Genomic DNA, 1,576 nt, shown 5'->3' with positions numbered 1-1,576 from the left:
CTTCGCCAATGTTTAGTGAGCTTGCGCCGGCTAGCAACACTATCTCAGTGACCTTAAGACTGTTTAGTTGCAAGCGATAGAGCGGAAAACTAGCTTCGCATTCTCCGGTATCGTGACTCAAAAAACGTAGTCAGTAAAGACTTAGGCTGGTCAGGATGGCTTGTTAGATTTCTCTTTCAAGCCTCATGCCTTTAGACTGAGGTTCCTGACTGCGAGCAGAATGCAGTGGATCAAACCAATCCCAGCCGCAGCGAGATGATTCTCCCGTTTCGCAATGTATAGTATAACCTTATTTGACACAACAACCAATCCCCGATTACCAATTCCCAATTCCCAATTACCCAATCAATAAAACATCAAGCGGCGCAAAGTAAATGACAGCACTGCGATCGCACAAACTACCGCCAATTGTCCGGGCAGAGGATAAACCGAATATTTAAGAATCTCATCGAATAAAGGTGTTTTTTTTGCCGGAGGCAGCAAGTAAGTAAAAATTAGATAAATTAAGCCGATCGCGTGAACTGTGAACAAACCGCATAAACAGCTAAAAGCCATAGATTCCAGCCGCGAAGCCACCTTAAAAGCCACCCAGCCGCACACCCAAGCACCAGGCACAAAACCCAGCAAATACCCAAAACTCGCTTCTTTGAGATAGCCGATGCCGCCGCCTTGAGAAAAAACTGGCCACAAAGTTAATCCTAATGCCAAATAAGCAATTTGCGAGAGAGCCGCAGCATTTTTCCCCCCCATGCAGCCTACTAGCAAAACGGCTCCAATTTGATAGGTAACACCTAAAGAGTACGCCTGAAGTCCTCGATCGTCCCACAAACCAATAGGAATTGTGACAGATGCAGGCAAAAAAGTGCCTCCTATCGTCAGCAGCAAACCAATAACAGCCCAGATTAATTCAATAGGAGCAGGCATTATCATCAAACGGTATTCGTCAGAAGGTATAAGGCAGAAGGCATTTGTCCGAGGCAAGCTTCAATGCGCGCAGCTTTTGAATTCTTAATACTAGCACTACTTTGACATACCCCTGACTAAAGGCGAGGGGATTCTTGATTCGCAGGGATTCCAATGAATTTACTGGCAGGCAAGCATCTTGACCGTATGCCCTACGGCTGCAAGTCCTCTAATTAGAACTACTTGAGCGGCTGCAACATCTCTGTCCGTTGTATAGCCACAGTTCGAGCATGAATGAGTACGCTCATCAAGCTGTTTTTTTCCTGTCTCTGCTAGACAATTGGGGCAAACTTGACTCGTTTTATGAGCGCTTACCTTTTGAAAGTACACGCCATATTTCAAACAAGTTTGCTCTAGGGTTGTGAAGAACTGACCCCAGCTTGCGTCTAAGCAGTGTTTCCCTAGCATCGCCCTAGACAGCCCAACCAGATTCAGATCCTCAACGAAAATCATTCCCACGTCTTTGCAGATCTGATGAGATAATTTACGATGCCAATCTTTCCGACTGTTAGCAACGTATTCATGCAGTTTGGCGACTTTCTTTTGAGCTTTACGCCAATTGTTAGAACCTAGTTTTTTACGACAGACACGTTGTTGCAGCAATTTAAGCTTG

The 1,576-nt window shown here is 45.3% G+C and carries 2 protein-coding genes; both read right to left on the bottom strand.

The annotated features are described in order from the left end of the window. Positions 1–345: 345 nt before the first annotated feature. On the bottom strand, positions 346–924 hold the full coding sequence (locus ACUVJL_RS16745) for a biotin transporter BioY (RefSeq protein ID WP_333244950.1): 579 nt from the start codon (positions 922–924) through the stop codon (positions 346–348). A 159-nt stretch (positions 925–1,083) separates the two neighbouring features. Beyond that, on the bottom strand, positions 1,084–1,576 hold a 493-nt coding region (locus ACUVJL_RS16740), incomplete at its 5' end, for an RNA-guided endonuclease InsQ/TnpB family protein (RefSeq protein WP_445246881.1).

The sequence above is a fragment of the Microcoleus sp. OTE_8_concoct_300 genome (assembly GCF_031383065.1).
In the GTDB taxonomy this organism is placed as follows: domain Bacteria; phylum Cyanobacteriota; class Cyanobacteriia; order Cyanobacteriales; family Microcoleaceae; genus Microcoleus.
Note: the sequence above shows the minus strand (reverse complement) of the source record. Positions and strands in the feature narration are given on the sequence as shown.